Annotated in this window: 13 protein-coding genes and 1 riboswitch; of the genes, 9 read left to right on the forward strand and 4 right to left on the reverse strand. The window is 69.4% G+C overall.

Translation table 11 applies throughout. The features are described 5' to 3' along the window. Positions 1–87: 87 nt before the first annotated feature. Complete coding sequence (locus HNP48_RS27105) at positions 88–723, reverse strand: L-threonylcarbamoyladenylate synthase (RefSeq protein ID WP_184863066.1); 636 nt, start codon at positions 721–723, stop codon at positions 88–90. A gap of 22 nt (positions 724–745) precedes the next feature. After that, positions 746–1,612, reverse strand: a complete 867-nt coding sequence (locus HNP48_RS27110; protein WP_184863069.1) for a 3',5'-nucleoside bisphosphate phosphatase — start codon at positions 1,610–1,612, stop codon at positions 746–748. 202 nt (positions 1,613–1,814) lie between these two features. Between HNP48_RS27110 and HNP48_RS27115 the strand changes: the two genes are divergently transcribed. The 5 genes from HNP48_RS27115 (at position 1,815) to HNP48_RS27135 (ending at position 8,492) form a co-directional block, all read left to right on the forward strand. Further along, entirely contained in the window at positions 1,815–3,602 is a 1,788-nt protein-coding gene (locus HNP48_RS27115; protein WP_184863071.1) for a methyl-accepting chemotaxis protein, read from the forward strand. A gap of 212 nt (positions 3,603–3,814) precedes the next feature. Further along, the gene (locus HNP48_RS27120; RefSeq protein WP_184863073.1) at positions 3,815–5,593 is read left to right on the forward strand and encodes a methyl-accepting chemotaxis protein; all 1,779 of its coding nucleotides are present in this window, start codon (positions 3,815–3,817) and stop codon (positions 5,591–5,593) included. A gap of 101 nt (positions 5,594–5,694) precedes the next feature. Beyond that, positions 5,695–5,919 carry a 4-oxalocrotonate tautomerase family protein gene (locus tag HNP48_RS27125; protein WP_184863075.1) on the forward strand — a complete coding sequence of 75 codons (225 nt, stop codon included), beginning with the start codon at positions 5,695–5,697 and terminating at the stop codon, positions 5,917–5,919. A gap of 65 nt (positions 5,920–5,984) precedes the next feature. After that, positions 5,985–6,078, forward strand: a riboswitch (cyclic di-GMP riboswitch). 186 nt (positions 6,079–6,264) lie between these two features. Continuing rightward, positions 6,265–7,995 carry a methyl-accepting chemotaxis protein gene (locus tag HNP48_RS27130; protein ID WP_184863077.1) on the forward strand — a complete coding sequence of 577 codons (1,731 nt, stop codon included), beginning with the start codon at positions 6,265–6,267 and terminating at the stop codon, positions 7,993–7,995. Further along, a complete protein-coding gene (locus tag HNP48_RS27135) occupies positions 7,995–8,492 on the forward strand; it encodes a chemotaxis protein CheW (protein ID WP_184863079.1) in 498 nt (165 codons plus the stop codon). The genes HNP48_RS27130 and HNP48_RS27135 overlap by 1 nt, the downstream gene beginning before the upstream one ends. Positions 8,493–8,502: 10 nt before the next feature. On the opposite strand, the gene recJ is transcribed toward HNP48_RS27135, so the two are convergent. Continuing rightward, positions 8,503–10,218: a single-stranded-DNA-specific exonuclease RecJ gene (gene recJ, locus HNP48_RS27140; RefSeq protein ID WP_184863081.1), complete on the reverse strand. Its 1,716-nt coding sequence runs from the start codon at positions 10,216–10,218 to the stop codon at positions 8,503–8,505. Further along, on the reverse strand, positions 10,215–11,171 hold the full coding sequence (locus HNP48_RS27145) for a phosphoglycerate mutase (protein ID WP_184863084.1): 957 nt from the start codon (positions 11,169–11,171) through the stop codon (positions 10,215–10,217). Before HNP48_RS27145 ends, recJ begins: the two co-directional genes overlap by 4 nt. 75 nt (positions 11,172–11,246) lie before the next feature. On the opposite strand from HNP48_RS27145, the gene HNP48_RS27150 reads away from it, so the two are divergent. The 4 genes from HNP48_RS27150 (at position 11,247) to HNP48_RS27165 (ending at position 17,526) form a co-directional block, all read left to right on the forward strand. Further along, entirely contained in the window at positions 11,247–12,503 is a 1,257-nt protein-coding gene (locus HNP48_RS27150) for a lipoprotein-releasing ABC transporter permease subunit (RefSeq protein WP_184863086.1), read from the forward strand. Between the two features lie 17 nt (positions 12,504–12,520). Next, positions 12,521–13,774: a lipoprotein-releasing ABC transporter permease subunit gene (locus tag HNP48_RS27155; protein ID WP_184863088.1), complete on the forward strand. Its 1,254-nt coding sequence runs from the start codon at positions 12,521–12,523 to the stop codon at positions 13,772–13,774. After that, complete coding sequence (gene lolD / locus HNP48_RS27160; RefSeq protein WP_260420403.1) at positions 13,767–14,498, forward strand: lipoprotein-releasing ABC transporter ATP-binding protein LolD; 732 nt, start codon at positions 13,767–13,769, stop codon at positions 14,496–14,498. Before HNP48_RS27155 ends, lolD begins: the two co-directional genes overlap by 8 nt. A 115-nt stretch (positions 14,499–14,613) precedes the next feature. Beyond that, a complete protein-coding gene (locus HNP48_RS27165) occupies positions 14,614–17,526 on the forward strand; it encodes a PAS domain S-box protein (protein WP_184863090.1) in 2,913 nt (970 codons plus the stop codon). The last annotated feature ends 18 nt before the right edge of the window (positions 17,527–17,544 follow it).

Consider the following 17,544-nt stretch of genomic DNA (forward strand, 5'->3'; position numbering starts at 1 on the left):
GGGCGGCCCTTGCGCGGGGGCACTGGCATGGGCCGCGCCAGTCGTATGCGCCGTGGGTGATTGCTAGCGTAGAGAACTGCCCAGTCCTTACATCCCCAATGCCTGCAGGCTGCCGCGGCCTTCGCGCACCACTTCGGGGTCGCCGCCGGTGCCCATGGGCGTGAGGTCCACCACGGTGGTGGGCTCCAGCGGGCAGGCGCCTGCGTCGACGATGGCGTCCAGCAGCTTTTCGTAGCGCGCGCGGATTTCCTGCGGGTCGTTGAGCGGCTCGCTTTCGCCCGCCGGGATCAGCGTGGTGGCCAAGAGCGGCGCGCCATGCAGCTCCAGCAGCATCTGCAGGCCCTTGCGGTCGGGCACGCGCAGGCCGATGGTCTTGCGCGAGGGGTGGCTCACGCGGCGCGGCACTTCCTTGGTGGCTTCGAGGATGAAGGTGTAGGGGCCGGGCGTGCCCAGCTTGAGCAGGCGGTACTGGCGGTTGTCCACGCGCGCGTAGTTGGCCAGCTCCGAGAGGTCGCGGCACAGCAGGGTCAGGTGGTGCTTCTCGTCCACCTGGCGGATGCGGCGCAGCCGGTCCACGGCGTCCTTGTCGTCCAGGTGGCAGACCAGGGCATAGCTCGAATCGGTGGGTACGGCAACGATGCCGCCTTTTTGCAGCAAGGTGGCGGCCTGCTTGAGCAGCCGGGGCTGGGGGTTGTCGGGGTGGACTTCGAAATACTGGGCCATGGTGCGGGTGGGGCGGCGCGGCTTACGCGGCGGCCGGGCGGATGCGGTCGGCCAGCAGCTCCCACACCGGGGTCAGCGTGGCAGGCAGGGGGGGCAGGGTGCCCAGGTCGGTGTGCGACTCGTCGGGGCTGTGGAAATCGCTGCCGCGCGAGGCGGCCAGGCCGAACTCTTGCGCCATGGCGGCATAGGTCAGGTACTCGGGCGGGCTGTGGCTGCCGGTCACGACCTCGACACCGCGCCCGCCATGGGCCTTGAATTCGGAGAACAGCGCGAACTCCTCGTTGGCGCTGAACTTGTAACGTGCCGGGTGGGCGATCACCGCCATGCCGCCGGCCTCGGTGATCCAGCGCACGGCATCGCCCAGGCGGGCCCAGCGGTGCGGCACGTAGCCGGGCCTGCCTTCGGTGAGGAAGCGGCGGAACACCTCGGAGGTGTCCTTGCAGACCCCTGATTCCACGAGGAAGCGCGCGAAGTGCGTGCGCGAGATCAGTGCCGGGTTGCCCACGAACTTCAGTGCGCCCTCGTAGGCGCCTTCGATGCCCACCTGGGCCAGCTGCTGCGCCATGTCCCGGGCCCGTTCGCCGCGCCCGCCGCGCGTGGCCACCAGGCCCTCGGCCAGCTGCGCGTCGTCGGGGTCGAAGCCCAGGCCCACGATGTGCACGGTGGTGTCGGCGAAGGTCACCGAGATCTCGACGCCCGTGAGGTAGGCCATGCCCTGTGCCCGGGCGGCCGCGGCGGCCCGGTGCTGGCCGCCGATTTCGTCGTGGTCGGTCAAGGCCCACAGCGCGACCCCGTTGGCCTTGGCGCGCGCTGCCAGTTCCTCGGGGGTCATGGTCCCGTCGGATACCACGGAATGGCAGTGCAGGTCGGCGTTGAGCAGGGTGGTCACCAGACCATTTTAGGGCTTGTACCGATAACGCGGTGTGCGGATTCCAGCAACACTGGTTACGAGGGCGTGGGCTCTGCTGCACTGCCCGGACGGGCACGGCAGTGGTGGACGTTTGGACGACGGTTTCCTGAGGCGAAAACTTACAAAGCGAAGGCAGATCCTGCCTTATGCACAGCGCAAGAACCTGTTCTAAGGATCGACCATGAAATTCGACAACCTGCGCGTGGCCCACAAGATGTGGACCGTGATCCTGGGCCTGCTGGCACTGATGCTGGTGACCGCCATCTGGACCCAGTGGTATGGGCGGAAGGTGACGGCCGAGACCGAGGAGGCCGTGAGCCGGTACGAGGGGGCCATCACCACGGCGGTGAGCTGGCGCGGCCTGGCCGAAGTGGCCGTCACCATGTCCATGTCCAGCTTCGTGACCACCGACCAGGCGCTCAAGGCCGACTTCGACGCGCGCGTGGCAGCCCTCACGGCACGCATCACCCCGGTGCAGGAAAAGATCGGCAAGACCTCGGTCTCGCCTGAGGACAAGGCTGCGCTGGCCAAGGTCGCCGCCACCCGCGCCGACATCCGCGGCCAGACCGACAAGCTCAAGGAATTGACCGATGCGGGCGATGCCGCCGCCAAGCAGGACTACCTGGCCAAGGTCTACCGCCCCAAGGCCGTGGCCTACCTGGAGTCCATCGACCAGTTTGTGGCCGCCCAGGAGCGCCAGCGTGACGCGGCGGTGCAGGCCGCCCACGACTCGCGCGCCAATCTGGTGGTGATCGGTGCCATCGCCGCGGTTGCCGTGGTGGCGCTGGGCATGCTGCTGGCAGCCTTGCTGGTGCGTTCCATCACGCGCCCGCTGGACCGGGCCGTGTCGCTGGCCGAGGCCATTTCCGCCGGCGACCTCACGCAGAACATCCACGACGACCGCAAGGACGAGCTGGGCGTGCTGACGCGGGCGCTGTCCGGCATGTCCACCCGCCTGCGCAGCGTGGTGAGCGAAGTGCGCCACGGGGTGGACTCGGTGTCCTCGGCCTCGGTGGAGATCGCCAACGGCAACCACGACCTGTCGGCGCGCACGGAGCAGACGGCCTCCAACCTCGAAGAGACCGCGGCCAGCATGGAACAGCTGACGGCCACGGTCTCCCAATCGGCCGACACGGCGCGCCAGGCCAACCAACTGGCCGGCACGGCAGCGCAGGCGGCAGCGCGCGGCGGCGAGGTGGTGGGCCAGGTGGTCAGCAGCATGCAGCAGATCACCGACAGCTCGCGCAAGATCAGCGACATCATCGGCACCATCGACGGCATCGCCTTCCAGACCAACATCCTGGCGCTGAACGCGGCCGTGGAAGCGGCGCGTGCCGGTGAACAGGGCCGTGGCTTTGCCGTGGTGGCCAGCGAAGTGCGCAGCCTGGCGCAGCGCAGCGCCGAGGCGGCCAAGGAAATCAAGACCCTGATCAGCGCCAGCGTGGAGAACGTGGAATCGGGCTCGGCCCAGGTGGCGCAGGCCGGGCAGAGCATGGAAGAGATCGTCTCGAGCGTGCAGCGCGTGAGCGACCTGATCGGGGAGATCACGGCCTCGTCGACGGAGCAGCGCGACGGCATTGCCCAGGTCAACCAGGCGGTGACGCACCTGGACCAGATGACGCAGCAGAACGCGGCGCTGGTGGAGGAATCGACGGCGGCGGCGGCCTCGATGCGCGACCAGGCGCAAAAGCTGGCCGAGGTGGTGTCGATGTTCAACGTGGGCGCCGTGGCTGCGCGGGCACCGGTGGCGCCACCACCACGCCCTGCGCCCGCGGTCGGCAAGCCTGCCGGTGCACGCCCCGCCGCAGTCGGCGCCTCGACCGCCGGCAAGGCTGCAAAGGCCTCCACGCCCCGCTTGGGCAGCGCCGCCAAGGCGGCGCCCGCAGCCACTGCCCCTGCGGCAGCGCCCAAGGCCGCCGCACCGCGCGCGGCGGCTGGTGGGGGCGATGACGATTGGGAGAGCTTCTGACCACCGATGTGGTGGCTGTCGGAGGCTTTGAGCGGGCCCGAAGCCGGTGCAGGAATGTGGCCGGCTCGCGCGAATGCGGGTTTTTCCCGGTGAAACGAAGCCGTCGGCGGCCCATTGGCTGGCGTAGGCTATGGCCTGTCTGGATGTAATGGAATGTTTCCGCTGGTGCCTGTGCGGAGCAGCCATGCACCACAGGTTCACAAGGAAAGAGCATGCAATTCGACAATATCCGCGTCTCCCGCAAGCTGTGGGGCGCATTCCTGGGGCTGATGATCGCGATGCTGCTGCTCTCCAGCTTCGCCCAGAACCGCGGCAACAATTCGATGGCGTCGGCGATGGACGACATCATCGAGATCGAGGGGCGCATCTCCTCGGCCGTGCGCTGGCGCGGCGCCACCGAGACCGCGGTCAACATGGTCATGGGCGGTGCGGTGACCACCGATGCCGTGCTGGCCGAGCAGTACGGTGCCAAGGTCAAGGAGATCATCGGCGCCATCAACAAGGTGCAGGAAAAGATCGTCGCCTCGGCCACGGCGCCCGAGGAAAAGGCGGCGCTCGACAAGGTGCTCGATGCGCGCAAGGCGGTTCTGGCTGCCACCGCCAAGACCTGGGAGCTCAAGGGCGCGGGCGATGCCGTGGCCACCCAGCAGTTTGCGGACAGGGAGTTCGCACCCCTGGTCACGGTCTACCTCAAGGCCCAGGACGATTTCGTGGCGGTACTGGAAAAGCGCCGCGATGCCATCCGCGCCGATGCCACGAGCCGCCGCATCCAGAACGCCATCTCGGGCATCATCCTGTCCATGGTGCTGCTGGCGGTGGGCATCTTCCTGGCCTGGCGCCTGGTGCATTCGATCAGTGACCCGCTCAACCAGGCGGTGGGCATCATCGACGCCATCGCCGCGGGGGACCTCACGCGCGAGCTGAGTTCCACCCGCAAGGACGAGTTCGGCCACATGCTGCGTTCGCTCTCGGCCATGTCGGCGCGCCTGCGCAGCGTGGTGAGCGAAGTGCGCCACGGGGTGGACTCGGTGTCCTCGGCCTCGGTGGAGATCGCCAACGGCAACCACGACCTGTCGGCGCGCACGGAGCAGACGGCCTCCAACCTGGAAGAGACGGCGGCCAGCATGGAACAGCTGACGGCCACGGTCTCGCAATCGGCCGACACGGCGCGCCAGGCCAACCAACTGGCCGGCACGGCAGCGCAGGCGGCAGCGCGCGGTGGCGAGGTGGTGGGCCAGGTGGTCAGCAGCATGCAGCAGATCACCGACAGCTCGCGCAAGATCAGCGACATCATCGGCACCATCGACGGCATCGCCTTCCAGACCAACATCCTGGCGCTGAACGCGGCGGTGGAAGCGGCGCGTGCCGGTGAGCAGGGTCGCGGCTTTGCCGTGGTGGCCAGCGAAGTGCGCAGCCTGGCGCAGCGCAGCGCCGAGGCGGCCAAGGAAATCAAGACCCTGATCAGCGCCAGCGTGGAGAACGTGGAATCGGGATCGGCCCAGGTGGCGCAGGCTGGGCAGAGCATGGAAGAGATCGTCTCGAGCGTGCAGCGCGTGAGCGACCTGATCGGGGAGATCACGGCCTCGTCGACGGAGCAGCGCGACGGCATTGCCCAGGTCAACCAGGCGGTGACGCACCTGGACCAGATGACGCAGCAGAACGCGGCGCTGGTGGAGGAGTCGACGGCGGCGGCGGCCTCGATGCGCGACCAGGCGCAAAAGCTGGCCGAGGTGGTGTCGATGTTCAACGTGGGCGCCGTGGCTGCGCGGGCACCGGTGGCGCCGCCACCACGCCCTGCCGCTGCAGCCGCCCGGCCGGTTGCGGCCCCTGCCCGGGCGGCCGTCGCCGGCAAACCCCCCGCCCCGGCCGCTGCGCGGCTCACGGCGTCCAAGCCGGTGGTGGCCCACAAGCCCGCGGCTGCCGGCCCGGCCCCTGCGCCGGCCCCGCGTGCCACGGCCAAGGGCGGTGACGACGATTGGGAGAGCTTCTGACCGGCTTGCCAACCGTTTCCACCCAGACACCCCCGAGGGCAGCCCAGGCTGCCCTTTTTTCATGCAAGATGGGCGCTCCTCCCATTCCCCAAAGGTCTGCCATGCCCCTGGTCACCATCCGCCTTGCCAACCGCGACATCCCCACGACGTCGGCCCAGAAGGCCGCGCTCATTGCTGGCACCACCCGCCTCATGCAGGAGGTGCTGGACAAGAAGCCCGAGACCGTGACCGTCATCATCGACGAGATCGATCCCGACAACTGGGGCGTGGGCGGCGAGCAGGTGACGGTGGTGCGCCAGCGCAGCAAGGGCCCTACCCAGGCCTGAGCCTGGGGTGTGCAGCGGCCTATTCCCGACCATATCCCTGACATATTTGCTTACAGGTAGGATGCGCGCAACAAAGGCACACCCGTACGAAAGTCGGGGTCGCAAAGCTTCCGGTCTGAGACCTCGTGCGCGAGGGGGTATGGCAGCGGGGCCGCTGATTTCCGGATGACTTGCGTCCTCGGGTGACTCGCCGCCAGGCGAGGGCACCCCTTCAGGGCGCGCCGCTGATCGCGCGCCTGCTTCTTCTTTTCCCCCTGTATTGACTGCCTTTGTGGCGCCCCTCCCGGGATGGACGGGGCTGGGCGCCCCTGTTCCAGTCCACACGATGAATCCCAGGGAAAAGCAATGAAGTTGAACGATATCCGGGTGGCCACCAAGATGTGGGGCACGATCCTGGGCCTGTTGGTGTTGATGCTCGGCGTGTTTGTCTTCACCCAGTACCGCTCCAGCCTGGCCATGGAGCGGGCACTGGCCGATGTGCAGCGCTACGAGGCCAACATCACGGCGGCGGTGCGCTGGCAGGGGCTGACCGAAACCAATACCGAGCGCTCGCTGGCCAGCATGGCGAGCACCGACGAGGTGATCGAAAAATTCTTTGCCAGCCGCCAGGATGCCGGCTCCGCCCTCATCAGCGAAGTCCAGTCCGGCGTGCGCGCCAGCGCCATCTCGGAGGCCGACAAGGCCGCCCTGGCCAAGGTGGGCGAGGCCCGCGGCACCCTGCTCGACACCCTCAAGAAGCTCCCCGCGGTCAAGGCCTCGGCCGAGCCCGGTGCGCGCAAGGATTTTGCGCTCAAGGAATTCCTGCCGACCTCGGTGGCCTATGTCGATGCGCTCAAGGGCTTCGTCAAGGTGCAGGAGGCCCAGCGCGACGCGGCCAAGATCGAGGCCGGGAATGCGCAGCGCAACGCCACGCTGCTGGGCCTGTCGAGCGCCGCTGTGGTGTTCGTGATCGGCATCCTGCTGGCGTCCCTGCTGGTGCGCTCGATCACGCGCCCGCTGGACCGCGCGGTGGCCGTGGCCGGCGCGATTGCGGGCGGTGACCTGACCCAGCAGGTCCATTCCTCGCGCAAGGACGAATTCGGCCAGCTGCTGCAGGCGCTGTCGCTGATGGTGGGCAAGCTGCATGGCGTGGTGACCGAAGTGCGCCGCGGCGTGGACTCGGTGTCCACGGCCTCGACCGAGATCGCCAATGGCAACCACGACCTGAGCAGCCGCACCGAACAGACGGCCAGCAACCTGGAGGAGACGGCGGCCAGCATGGAGCAACTGACGGCCACGGTATCCCAGTCCTCGGACACGGCGCAGCAGGCGAACCAGCTCGCGGTGGGGGCCGCCCAGGCGGCCACGCATGGCGGCGAGGTGGTGGGCCAGGTGGTGGTCAGCATGCAGCAGATCAGCGACTCGTCCAGGCGCATCGCGGACATCATCGGCGTGATCGACGGCATCGCCTTCCAGACCAACATCCTGGCGCTCAATGCCGCCGTGGAAGCGGCCCGGGCCGGCGAGCAGGGCCGTGGCTTTGCCGTGGTGGCCGGCGAGGTGCGCAGCCTGGCGCAGCGCAGCGCCCAGGCGGCCAAGGAGATCAAGACCCTGATCAGCGCCTCGGTGGAAACCGTGGAAAAGGGCTCGGCCCAGGTGAGCCAGGCGGGCCAGGCCATGGGCGAGATCGTCGGTGGTGTGCGCCGCATGACCGACCTGATCGCCGAGATCGCCGCCTCGGCCAGCGAGCAGCGCGACGGCATCGGGCAGGTGAACCAGGCCGTGACCAACCTGGACCAGATGACGCAGCAGAACGCCGCGCTGGTGGAAGAGTCGGCCGCCGCCGCTGCCGCTTTGCGCGACCAGGCCCAGCATTTGGCCGACGTGGTCTCCATCTTCAACGTCGGCAGCGCAGCCATTGGCTACGCCAACCCACCTGCCGTGCCCCCGGCGATCAAGCCGTCCGCTGCCGCCCCCAAGCCACCGAAGGCAGCACTGGCCAAGGCGGCCGCGGTGCCGGCCCGAAAGGCTGCTGCGCCCCGTCTGACCGACAAACCCGCCAGCACCCCGGACGATGACCAATGGACGAGCTTCTGATGAATGCACCGAACGCGACCACCACCCGCGCGCCGCTGGCCGCTGCAGGCCAGTACCTGAGCTTTCGCCTGGGTGAAGAGAACTACGGCATCGACATCCTGCAGGTGCAGGAGATCCGCTCCTACGAGCCGCCCACGCGCATGCCCGACAGCGCAGGCTTTCTGCTGGGGGTGGTGAACCTGCGCGGCGTGGTCGTTCCCATCCTCGATTTGCGGGTGCGTTTGCACTGCGCCGACAGCGGGATCACCCCGTCCACCGTGGTGATCGTGATCGACCTCAAGACCCGCGTCGTGGGTGTGGTGGTCGATGCCGTCAGCGATGTGGTCACGCTGGAGGCCGGCATGGTGCACGCGGCACCGGGTGTGTCGGGCACGCCGGATGCAGCGAGCATCCGGGGCTTGGCACAGGTGGGTGAGCGCCTGCTGATCCTGCTCGACATCGAGGCCCTGCTGGGCGATGCGGCCCCGGCCGGGGAAGGGCTGGCGAGCGTCGGCTGAGCGCGCCGCGTCAGAGTTCCGCGCCTTCCACGAGGAACTGCACCTTGCGCTCGCCGCGCCACTCGTTGACATCGAGGCGAAAGGCCAGCAGCACACGTGCCGGCAGCTGTTCGGTGTGGCCGAACCAGATCGCGTCGACGGGGTTGCCCTGGTGCATGAGCTTGAGGGACAGGTGGTTCTTGGCCTCGCCCACCAGGCGCTGGCTCAGCACCTGCACCTCTTCGCTGAAGGTGGGGGGCGCAAAACCCTGGCCCCAGACCTCGCGGTGCAGCGTGTCCACCAGGTCGGCGCGGCAGTACTCGGGCGCCAGCGGGCCGTCGGTCTCGATGCGGCGCGTGAGCGTGGAGGCGTCGAGCCATTCCTGCGCTACCTGGGCCAGGGCCTGCTCGAAGGTCTCGAAGGACTCTTCGGCCACGGTGCAGCCTGCCGCCATGGCATGGCCGCCGAACTTGAGCAGCACGCCCGGGTGGCGTTTGGCCACCAGGTCGAGCGCGTCGCGCAGGTGAAAGCCCGGAATGGAGCGGCCCGAGCCCTTGAGCTCGTGCTCCTTGCCCGGTGCGCTGCTGGCCGCGAACACGAAGGTCGGACGGTGCAGCTTGTCTTTGATGCGCGAGGCCACGATGCCGACCACGCCTTCGTGGAAGTCGGGGTCGAAGACGCTGATCGCGGGCGGCGGATCTTCGCTCTCGTCAAACAGGTTCTCGGCCATCAGCATGGCCTGCTCGCGCATGCCGCCTTCGATCTCGCGGCGCTCGCGGTTGATGGCGTCGAGCTGGCCGGCCAGGTCGCTGGCGCGGCCCGCGTCATCGGCGAGCAGGCACTCGATGCCCAGCGTCATGTCGGCCAGCCGGCCCGCGGCGTTGATGCGCGGGCCCAGCGCAAAGCCGAAGTCGAAGGTGGTGGCCGCTGGCGCCTTGCGGCCCGCGGCCGTGAACAGCGCGGCCACCCCGGCCGGCATGGCGCCTGCGCGGATGCGCCGCAGCCCCTGGGCCACCAGGCGGCGGTTGTTGGCGTCCAGGCGCACCACGTCGGCCACGGTGCCCAGGGCCACCAGGGTGAGCAGCGGGTCGAGCTTGGGCTGGCTGGCGGTATCGAACACCCCCCTGCGGCGCAGCTCGGAGCGCAGCTCCATCAGCACATAGAACATCACCCCCACGCCGGCCAGCGCCTTGCTTTCGAAGCTGCAGCCGGGCTGGTTGGGGTTGACCATGGCATCGGCCGCGGGCAGCTCGGGGCCGGGCAGGTGGTGGTCGGTGACCAGCACCTGGAGGCCCTGGGCCCTGGCTTCGGCCACGCCCTCGACGCTGGCGATGCCATTGTCCACGGTGATCAGCATGTCGGCGCCGCGCTCCTTGACACGGCGTGCGATCGGCGGGGTCAGGCCGTAGCCATCGGTCACGCGGTCGGGCACCAGGTAGTCCACGTGCTTTGCGCCCAGCAGGCGCAGGCCGCGCACGGCCACGGCGCAGGCCGTGGCGCCATCGCAGTCGTAGTCGGCCACCACGCACAGGCGCAGGTCCTGCGCGATGGCGTCGGCCAGCAGGGTGGCTGCCGCCCCGATGCCCTTGAGTCCCGTAGGGGGCAGCAGGCGGTTCAGGCCTTCGTCCAGCTCGTCCTTGTCGCGCACGCCGCGTGCGGCGTACAGGCGCGCAAGCAGGGGGTGTACACCGGCCTGCTCCAGCGCCCAGGCGGCGCGCGGGGGGATGTCTCTTGCCGTGATTTTCATAGTTGGGTCGCCACCTGCGCGAAGCGGGTGGGCTGAAAGCGGGCCTTGATGCGCTGCACCAGGCCGCGCGGGGCGGTGTGGAAGGCCAGGGCGGCACGTTCGCCGCACAGGGTGAGGCGCACGGGGCGGCCTTGCTCGGCCTGGCGCAGCAGGTCGGCCACGGGGCCCGCGTCCAGTGCCGTCCAGGCGGTGGCCCAGGCGCGCCAGTCTTCGCGCAGGGCTGCATCGCGCAGGGCCAGCGGTACCGACGGCGCCGATGCGGGCCCGGCGGCCGTGGCGGGCAGGGCGCCTGCGCCATGCACCCAGAAGGAGTTGATGACCGGCAGACCACGCTCGGCCCGCGCATCGTTGAAGGCGTGGGTGTACAGCAGCATCTGCATCTCGCTGTGCAGCCGGTGCAGGGTGCGGGCCCGGGCCGCGTCGGGCATCCAGGCGCGCACGTCGCGCAGCAGCACGCGGTCCAGCGAGGCCGTGGCCAGGTCGGCGAACAGCGGGCTCTCGGCCAGCCAGCGCGTGGGCTGCTCGTAGTGCAGGTGGATGCCATCCTCGGCAAACCAGGGCGAGACGATGGCCAGCAGGGCGCGTGAAGAGGCTTCGTCCAGCCCCAGGGCCTCGGGGTCGCGCAGGGTCACGTGGTCGGTGCTCACCTGCCACTGGCAGGGCGCCACGAAGGCCCAGGCCTGGCCGTCGGTGGGCTGGCCCTGCTGCTGGCGGTGCCAGGCGGCCCAGGGCGTGCGTCCGTCGTCTGCGGGCAGGCCCAGGGCCTGGGCCAGGGCGCGCTCGTGGGGAGCGGAGAAACTGGTCTCCTCGGCCGTGCTGGAGCGGGCCGGGTCGGCGGCGAGCCGCGCCAGCAGGCGGTCCAGGTGCGGCAGGGCGAGCGTGGCCAGGGTTTGCTGGCACCCCTCGGAGGCGCTGGCAGCGTAGGGGATGAGCAAATGGAGGATGTCCGACATCCCCCTATTGTCCGGGATGCCACAATCGCTCCCGCCGTGTTCGGCCATTTCCCGTGGCCCCGGCCTTTCTCCACCATGCAACTTCCCTACGAACTGGCCCTGGGCCTGCGCTACACCCGCTCGGGCCGGGCGGCGCGGCGCAACGGCTTCATTTCCTTCATCTCCGGCGCGTCCATGCTGGGCATCGCGCTGGGCGTGGCGGCGCTGATCGTGGTGCTCAGCGTCATGAACGGCTTCCAGAAGGAGGTGCGCGAGCGCATGCTGGGCGTGGTCGCCCACATCGAGGTCTTTGCACCGCAGGGCGCGGCCATGCAGGATGCGGCGCGCACCATCGCCGAGGTCAAGCAGAACCCGGCCGTCACCGGCGCTGCCCCCTACGTGGCGGCCCAGGCCCTGATCGCCCATGGAGACGACATGAAGGGGGCCCTGGTGCGCGGCATCGACCCGGCGCTGGAAGGCTCGGTGACCTCGCTGGCCGCCTCGAATGCCGAGGTGCTGGCCACCCTGGTGCCTGGGCAGTTCCGCGTGGTGCTGGGCAGTGAGCTGGCCAAATCGCTCGGCGTGAAGGCCGGCGACGCCGCGACCCTGGTGGTGCCTGCTGGCCAGGGCCCGGGCGGCAGCCAGAGCGGCCCGCGCTACCAGCCGCTGACCGTGGCCGGCACGGTGGATTCGGGCCACTTCCAGTACGACTCCACCCTGGTCTGGATGCACCAGGACGATGCCATGGCCACCTTCGGCCTGCGCGGTCCCACGGGCATCGGCCTGAAGCTGCAGGACCTGGAGCAGGCCAATGCCGTGGCCTACCAGCTCGCGCGCACCGTGAGCGGCGACCTGCTGCTGCGCGACTGGACCCAGCAGAACCGCACCTGGTTCGAGGCCGTGCGCCTGCAAAAGCGCATGATGTTCATCATCCTGGCCCTCATCGTCGCCGTGGCGGCCTTCAACCTCGTCTCCACCCTGGTGATGACGGTCAACGACAAGCGCGCGGACATCGCCATCCTGCGCACCCTGGGCGCCAGCCCGAAGAGCATCATGGGCGTGTTCGTGGTGCAGGGTGCCATGGTGGGGGTGATCGGCACGCTCGCCGGCCTGGTGCTGGGCCTGGGTATTGCGCTCAACATCGACGTCATCGTGCCCGCCATCGAGAAGGCGCTGGGCGCCTCCTTCCTGCCCAAGGACATCTACCTCATCGACCGCATGCCCAGCGAGCCGCAGAGCACCGACATCGTGCCCATCGCCCTCATCTCGCTGGCGCTGGCCTTTGTTGCCACCCTGTACCCGAGCTGGCGCGCCAGCCGCGTGAACCCCGCGGAAGCCCTGCGCTACGAATGACGGCGGCCTGAACCCCTATGCAAATCCCCTACGAACTGGCCCTGGGCTGGCGCTACACCCGCGCAGGCCGTGCCACGCGGCGCGATGGCTTCATCTCGTTCATCTCGGGCGTGTCCATGCTGGGCATTGCCCTGGGCGTGGCGGCGCTGATCATCGTGCTCTCGGTGATGAACGGTTTCCAGCGCGAGGTGCGCGACCGCATGCTCAGCGTGGTCTCGCACATCGAGATCCTGGCGCCCCAGGGCGCGCCGCTGCCCGACGTGGCCACCACCCTGGCCGAAGCCAGGCGCAACCCCCACGTGACGGGTGCAGCCCCCTTCGTCTCTGCGCAGGCCCTGCTGTCGCGCGGGCAGGACATGCGCGGTGCCCTCGTGCGTGGCATCGACCCGGCGCTCGAAAGCTCGGTGACCGATCTGGCGGCCGGCAACGAGAAGACGCTCAAGCTCCTGGTGCCCGGTGAGTTCCGCGTGGTGCTGGGCGGTGAGCTGGCCCGCGCCCTGGGCGTGCGCACAGGCGATACCGTGACGCTGATCGCCCCCGCCGGCCAGGTCACGCCGGCCGGCGTGGTGCCGCGCCTCAAGCAGATGACGGTGGCCGGTACCTTCGATTCGGGCCACTACGAGTACGACGCGGCCCTGGTGCTGCTGCACCATGAGGATGCCCAGCGCATCTTCCGCCTGGAAGGCCCCACGGGCATCCGCCTGAAGATCACCGATGTGCACCAGGCGCGCGCCGTGGCCGCCGAACTCGCGGGCAGCGTGGGCGGCGGCCTGGTGGTGCGCGACTGGACGCAGCAGAACCGCACCTGGTTCGCCGCCGTGCAGCTCGAAAAGCGCATGATGTTCATCATCCTCACCCTCATCGTAGCGGTGGCGGCCTTCAACCTCGTCTCCACCCTGGTGATGACGGTGACCGACAAGCGCGCCGATATCGCCATCCTGCGCACCCTGGGCGCCAGCCCCAGGAGCATCATGGGCGTGTTCGTGGTGCAGGGGGCCATGGTGGGTGTGATCGGCACCCTTGCCGGCCTGCTGCTGGGCCTGGTGATCGCCTTCCACATCGACGTGATCGTTCCGGCCATCGAGCAGGCGCTCAACGCGAGCTTTTTGCCCAAGGACATCTACCTCATCAGCAAGATGCCCAGCGATCCCCAGGGCTCGGACATCGTCCCCATCGCCGTCATCTCCCTGGTCCTGGCCTTTGTGGCCACCCTCTACCCCAGCTGGCGCGCCAGCCGTGTGAACCCCGCCGAGGCGCTTCGCTATGAATAACAATAACGCAACAACCTCCGCTGCATCCTTGCCCGCCGCCCCGCCCGCGCGTGGCGAGGTGGTGCTGCAGGCCCAGGGCCTGACCAAGCGCTTCACCGAGGGCCGGCTCGATGTGACCGTGCTGCACGGCGTGGACCTGCAGGTGCATGCGGGCGAGACCCTGGCCATCGTCGGCGCCTCGGGTTCAGGCAAGAGCACCTTGCTGCACCTCTTGGGCGGGCTCGATGCGCCCACGGCCGGCAGCGTGCGCCTCAAGGGCCACCAGCTGCCCTCGCTTTCGCCCGAGCAGCAGGGCCGGCTGCGCAACGAGCACCTGGGCTTCATCTACCAGTTCCACCACCTGCTGCCCGAGTTCACGGCGCTGGACAACGTGGCCATGCCGCTGCGCATCCGCCGCATGCCGCAGGCGCAGTGCCATGACGAGGCCGCGCGCGTGCTGGCTGCGGTCGGCCTCAAGGAGCGCCTGCACCACCGCCCCGCCGAGCTGTCGGGCGGCGAGCGCCAGCGTGTGGCGATTGCCCGCGCCCTGGTCACGCGGCCGGCCTGTGTGCTGGCCGACGAGCCCACCGGTAACCTGGACCGCAATACCGCCGATGGCGTCTTCGCACTCATGCTGCAACTGGCACGCGAGCAGGGCACGGCCTTCGTGATGGTCACGCACGACGAATCGCTGGCCGCGCGCTGTGACCGCGTGGTGCACCTGGTGCTGGGCAAGCTGGGGTAGCCCCAAGCGGGGAACCGCTGGTTACCAGCGCAGGGCCTGGCGCGGCCATGGAAGGGTTCGCATTGGCGCGAACCCGTTTTAAGATGCGCGCAGTGGGCTTCAGGAGACTCTCCCGATGACGGTTCCGGCATCCCTTCCTTCCGATGAAGCGCGCAGGCTGGAAGCCCTGCGCGCCCTCATGGTGCTGGACTCCCCCGCCGAGCCCTTGTTCGACTCCATCGCCCGCATGGCGGCCGATGTCTGTGGCGTGCCGATTGCCCTCATCAGCCTGGTCGATGCCGAGCGCCAGTGGTTCAAGGCCAATGTCGGCCTGCCAGGGGTCAACGAGACCCCGCGCGATGTGGCCTTCTGCGCCCATGCCGTGCTCTCGGACGAACTCATGGAGGTGCACGACGCCACCCAGGACGCGCGGTTTGCGCGCAACCCCCTGGTCACCGAGGCGCCCGACATCCGCTTCTATGCCGGTGCGCCCCTGGTGGCCGGCGATGGCGGCGACCGCGTGGGCACCCTGTGCGTCATCGACCGCGAGGCACGTGCGCTGACGCCGCAGCAGCGGGCCACGCTGCGGTCGCTCTCGGCCATGGTGTCCCAGGCCCTGGACATGCGCCGCGACCTGATCGCGCGCGCGTTCTCGGTGCGCCAGAAGTACGAAACGGCCTTGTCCGAAAGCGAGCTGCGCTACCGCACCATGGTGGAAGCGCAGACCGAGATGGTTTCGCTGGCCTGGCCGCATGGCGAGGTGTTCTATGTCAACCCGGCCTATGCGCGCCACTTCGGTCTCGTGCCGCGCGACATGGTGGGCAAGGACTTGTTCGCCTACGTCGATGTGGCCGACCGCGAAGTGGTTCGCGCGCGCATTGCCGAGGTCTTTCGCACCGAGGGCACCACCCAGGGCGAGAACCGCATGCTCAGCGCCGACGGCACCGAGCGCTGGATGGCCTGGACCAACAGCTTTCTGCGCGACAGCGAGCACCGGCCCTACCTGCACTCGGTGGGGCGCGACATCACGGCGCAGAAGGTGGCCGAGCGCGCCCTGCTGGCCAGCCAGCAGTTGCTGGAGCGCACGGGCCGGGTGGCACGTGTGGGCGGCTGGGAGCTGGACCTGCGCAGCCGCCGGGTCTCCTGGTCGAGCGAGACCCGGCGCATCCACGAGGTGCCGCCGGAGTTCACCCCCACACTGGAGACAGCCCTGGACTTCTACCCGCCCGATGCCCAGCGCACCATGGAGGCGGCTGTGCGCCAGGCGATGGCGACCGGACTGTCCTGGGACCTGGAGGTGCCCCTGGTGACCGCCGCGGGCCAGCGCATCTGGGTGCGCGCCGTGGGCGAGGCCGAGTACGAGGGCGGGGCCGTGGTGCGTCTGTTCGGCGCCTTCCAGGACGTGACGGAGCGCCGGCGCATGGCGCAGCAGCTGGCCAACAGCGAGCGCTTCGTGCGCCTGGTCACCGACGGCCTGCCGATCCGCATCGGCTATGTGGACCGGGAGCTGCGCTTTCGCTTTGCCAACCAGGCCGCGTGCCAGCGCTTTGGCCGCTCGCGCGAGGAAATCATCGGGCGCACGCGCGAGGAGCTGCTGGGCGAGCCCGCACCGCCCGAGGTGGCACAGCGTGTGCAGCAGGTGCTGGCAGGTGTCGCACAGCGCTATGAGGCCGATGAGCTGCGCGATGGTGTCGTGCACCGCATCGAAAGCCAGCTCGTGCCCGATGTCTCCGACGATGGCCGGGTGCGCGGCTTCTTCTCCACCGGCATCGACATCACGCAGCGCGCGGCCGCCGAGCGCGGCCTGCGCGTGCTCACGGCCATCCTGGAGCACACCTCCGATTTCGTGGTGCAGACCGACCTCAAGGGCAAGGTCACCTACATGAACCCCGCGGCGCGGCGCGCGCTCGGCTTTGCGCCCGATGAGGATGTGGGCGCCCACATGTTCACGGAGTTCAACACCTCCGAGACCAATGCGCTGTATGTGCAGACCATCCTTCCGGTCGTTCGGGCCCACGGCATGTGGGTGGGCGAGACCACGGTGTACGCCGCCGGGCAGCGCGTGGTGCCCGTGAGCCACATGGTCATTGCGCACCGCGATGGCGAGGGGCGCATCCAGCATTTCTCGGCCATCATGCGCGACATCTCCGAGGCGGCGCAGGCGCGGGCGGCCCTGCTCAAGCAGACGGCCACCCTGCGCTCCATCACCGAGGCGCTGCCCTCGCTGGTCGCGGTGGTGGGGCCGGATGAGCGCTACCAGTTCGTCAACAGTGCCTTCGAGCGCTGGCACCGTGTGCCGCGCGAGCAGATCCTGGGCCGCAGCATGGAGGATTTCCTGGGCGCGGCAGAGTACGCGCGCACCCGGCCCATGGTGCAGAAGGTGCTCGGCGGCGAGACCCTCACCTTCGACCAGGGCCATCCCCAGCGCGTGCCGGCCAGCCACGTCACCATCCACTTCATCCCGCTGTGGTCCGAGCCCGGTGCGGTCGATGGCTTCGTCTCCATGGCGCAGGACGTCACCAGCTACCACCAGGAGGCCGGCCGGCTGCTGGACCTGGCGCAGCACGATCCGCTCACGGGCCTGCTCAACCGGGCCGGCCTGCAGGCCTATGTGGGCCAGAAGGACCTGGCGGCCGAAGGGCCGCTGCTGGCCTTGCTTTACATCGACCTGGACCACTTCAAGCCGGTGAACGACGAGCATGGCCATCCCGTGGGAGATCTGCTGCTGCAGGCCTTCGCCCAGCGCCTGCTGGCCCTGGTGCGGCCCAGCGATGCGGTGGCGCGGCTGGGGGGCGACGAGTTCGCCGTGGTGCTGGCCGGCGTGCGCGAGCCGGCCCATGCCGAGGCCGTGGCCGGCAAGATCCTGGAGGCGGCGCACACGCCGTTCGAGATCGGCACTCTGCGGCTGTCGGTGGGCGCCAGCGCCGGTCTGGCGCTGGGCACGGATGCCACCCGGGGATGGCCCGACCTCATGGCCCGGGCCGATGAAAAGCTCTACCTGGCCAAGCGCTCGGGCCGGGGGCAGTTCCAGGGCGGGGCGGCCGCGTAGGCCTGTCCGCCCGCCCGG

It is taken from the genome of Acidovorax soli, from assembly GCF_014207955.1.
In the GTDB taxonomy this organism is placed as follows: Bacteria; Pseudomonadota; Gammaproteobacteria; order Burkholderiales; family Burkholderiaceae_C; genus Acidovorax; species Acidovorax soli_A.

What these genes read in the sequence shown, in the direction of transcription:
- HNP48_RS27155 (WP_184863088.1), top strand. Translation starts at nt 12,521, where the DNA reads ATGCAAATCCCCTACGAACTGGCCCTGGGCTGGCGCTACACCCGCGCA.
- HNP48_RS27105 (WP_184863066.1), bottom strand. Translation starts at nt 723, where the DNA reads ATGGCCCAGTATTTCGAAGTCCACCCCGACAACCCCCAGCCCCGGCTG.
- HNP48_RS27150 (WP_184863086.1), top strand. Translation starts at nt 11,247, where the DNA reads ATGCAACTTCCCTACGAACTGGCCCTGGGCCTGCGCTACACCCGCTCG.
- HNP48_RS27145 (WP_184863084.1), bottom strand. Translation starts at nt 11,171, where the DNA reads ATGTCGGACATCCTCCATTTGCTCATCCCCTACGCTGCCAGCGCCTCC.
- HNP48_RS27135 (WP_184863079.1), top strand. Translation starts at nt 7,995, where the DNA reads ATGAATGCACCGAACGCGACCACCACCCGCGCGCCGCTGGCCGCTGCA.
- recJ (WP_184863081.1), bottom strand. Translation starts at nt 10,218, where the DNA reads ATGAAAATCACGGCAAGAGACATCCCCCCGCGCGCCGCCTGGGCGCTG.
- lolD (WP_260420403.1), top strand. Translation starts at nt 13,767, where the DNA reads ATGAATAACAATAACGCAACAACCTCCGCTGCATCCTTGCCCGCCGCC.
- HNP48_RS27130 (WP_184863077.1), top strand. Translation starts at nt 6,265, where the DNA reads ATGAAGTTGAACGATATCCGGGTGGCCACCAAGATGTGGGGCACGATC.
- HNP48_RS27125 (WP_184863075.1), top strand. Translation starts at nt 5,695, where the DNA reads ATGCCCCTGGTCACCATCCGCCTTGCCAACCGCGACATCCCCACGACG.
- HNP48_RS27120 (WP_184863073.1), top strand. Translation starts at nt 3,815, where the DNA reads ATGCAATTCGACAATATCCGCGTCTCCCGCAAGCTGTGGGGCGCATTC.
- HNP48_RS27165 (WP_184863090.1), top strand. Translation starts at nt 14,614, where the DNA reads ATGACGGTTCCGGCATCCCTTCCTTCCGATGAAGCGCGCAGGCTGGAA.
- HNP48_RS27115 (WP_184863071.1), top strand. Translation starts at nt 1,815, where the DNA reads ATGAAATTCGACAACCTGCGCGTGGCCCACAAGATGTGGACCGTGATC.